The 2,157-nt window shown below is 74.1% G+C and carries 2 protein-coding genes; one reads left to right on the top strand and one right to left on the bottom strand.

Features of this window, described 5'->3' with window-relative positions; genetic code table 11:
* A partial coding sequence (locus H5J30_RS28915; RefSeq protein ID WP_181790228.1) for a discoidin domain-containing protein occupies positions 1-481 on the top strand: 481 nt, incomplete at its 5' end.
* A gap of 161 nt (positions 482-642) precedes the next feature.
* Here H5J30_RS28915 and H5J30_RS28910 read toward each other — a convergent pair.
* A complete protein-coding gene (locus H5J30_RS28910; protein ID WP_181790227.1) occupies positions 643-1,992 on the bottom strand; it encodes an alpha-lytic protease prodomain-containing protein in 1,350 nt (449 codons plus the stop codon).
* Between the last annotated feature and the right edge of the window lie 165 nt (positions 1,993-2,157).

The following is a 2,157-nucleotide window of genomic DNA, read 5'->3' as shown; positions in this document are numbered from 1 at the left end:
CCCGCCCGGCACCTACCCGGTGCGCGTCCGCGTCGGGGAGGAGGCGTTCACGGTGCCCGTCACCGTCACCCCCGAGTGCACGGAGCCGCGGGTGTACGCCACGAGCTGGCACTCCGGCTCCGAGCCGGAGCGCGCCGTGGACGGCGACCCGAACACCTTCTGGCACTCGGAGTACGTCCCGGTCACCCCGCTGCCGCAGTCGCTCACGCTGAATCTGGGCGAGGTGCGGCCGGTGGCGGAGGTGGCGTACCAGCCGCGCGTCGACGGCAACCTCAACGGCACGATCCTGCAGTACAAGGTGTACGTCTCCGCCGACGGCCGGGAGTTCACCGAGGTCGCGGCCGGCACCTGGGAGCGCGACGCACGGCTGAAGACCGCCTCCTTCGCGGCTGCCGACGCCCGGTACGTACGCCTGGAGGCGCACACGGCCAGCGGCGGGAGCTACGCCTCCGCGGCCGAGGTCACCGCGGGCGCGCCCTAGCCGCCGGGCGTGCGGGTCGGCTGCCCTTCCGGGCCGGCCGCCGGACGCGGCACGGCCGGAGAGCACACCCCCAGGGGCCCTCCGGCCGCATGCCGCCGCGGCGTCCTATCCCCTTCTCGGCCGGTCCGCGCGGTGCTGCGGTGGTGCCGTCCTGCCCTGTATCAGACGGCCTGCCACAGCGCCGGCACGTTCGGCGGCTCCCAGCCCGGCATGGCCTGATGGCCCTGGAGGCACCGGTAGGTGGTGCTGCCGTACGTGACGGTCGCACCGGCCTGGTAGACGGTGCCGGCTGCCCAGGTGCCGCCGGGCGGGTCGGTGGGCGGGTCGGTCGGCCCGCCGTCCTCGGTGGTCAGCGTCAGCCCGTAGACCTGCAGGGCGGCGTTGACGGGCTGGAAGTACGTGGTGCCGCCGCTGCTGCAGTTGCCGGAGCCGCCGGAGGTCATGCCCTGGGCCTGGGTGCCGGAGATGAACGAGCCGCCGGAGTCGCCGGGTTCGGCGCACACGTTGGTCCGGGTCACCGGGCTGATCGTGCCCTGCGGGTAGGTGACGCTGGAGTTGCGCTGCTGGATCGTGCCGCAGTGCCAGCCGGTGGTGGAGCCGGAGCGGCACACCGCGGCGCGTTCGACGGCTTCGGTGGAGCCCTGGACCTGCTTGGTGCCGGTGCCGTAGCCGTTGACCGTCGGGGTCGGGATCCACTGGCTGTTGGTGCCGACCCAGGCGTAGTCGCGGCCGGGGAAGGTCGAGCCCTGGAAGCTGCCCTGGGCCTGCTGGTTGACTCCCCTGGTGGTGGCGCCCGCGGTGCCGCAGTGGCCCGCGGTGACGAACCCGCTCTGGCCGCCGCCGCGGGTCACGGCGAAGCCGACGGAACAGCGGCTGCCGGAGCCGATGTAGTAGGCGTCGCCGCCGACGATGTCCGCGTAGGTACGGGGCTTCTCGTCGGACCGCTGGACCTTCAGCAGGCTCGCGTCCACCCCGGCCGCGGCGGCGAAGCGCTCGGCCGCGGCGGGCCTGGAGGTGTGCAGGACCACGCGGTTGGCGGTGGTGTCCACGTACCAGACGGGCACGTGGGCGGGCGAGGAGCGCTCGGCGATCCGGTCCAGGTCGGCCTTGGCCGCGTCCAGTTCGGCGAGGCTGTGGTCGACGACCTCGGCCCGGGCGCCCTCGTCGGCGATCCTCCGCGCTTCGGTGGCGTCGGTCGTCGCCACCACGACATCGGCGGAGGTCTTGCCCGACACCCACGCTCCCCCGTAGCTGCGGCCCAGCGCGAGCCGCAGCGTGCCGGCGACGGCGCCGGCCTCGCTCTCGTTGGCCAGGCGTCTCTCTGCCTGGTCCGCGGTGAGGCCGAGATCCCGCTGCATCGCCTTGAGCAGGCCCGGGGAGTACTGCCCCGAGGCCGAGTCGGGCGTACCCGGGGAGTCGGACCCGAAGGCCGCTCCCTGGAGCCCGGCGAGGACGAGCGCGCCGATGGCGACGGTGGCGCCGGCCGCGCCCATGACCCGTTTGTGGAGCATGGAAGTCTCCTTGGTCTCGTGATTACCGCGAAACCTAGCCATGGGCACGTCAGGTGGGCAGATACCAGTCCGCCCCCGCCATCACGTTATGGAACCCGCGGCGGCGGGGGCGCGCCGGGCGCCGGCCCCGCCCTCCTCAGACGGCGACCGGAGCGGGAGCCGTGC

Origin of the sequence: Streptomyces phytophilus (genome assembly GCF_013870535.1) — a bacterium.
Lineage (GTDB): Bacteria > Actinomycetota > Actinomycetes > Streptomycetales > Streptomycetaceae > Streptomyces > Streptomyces phytophilus.
Note: the sequence above shows the minus strand (reverse complement) of the source record. Positions and strands in the feature narration are given on the sequence as shown.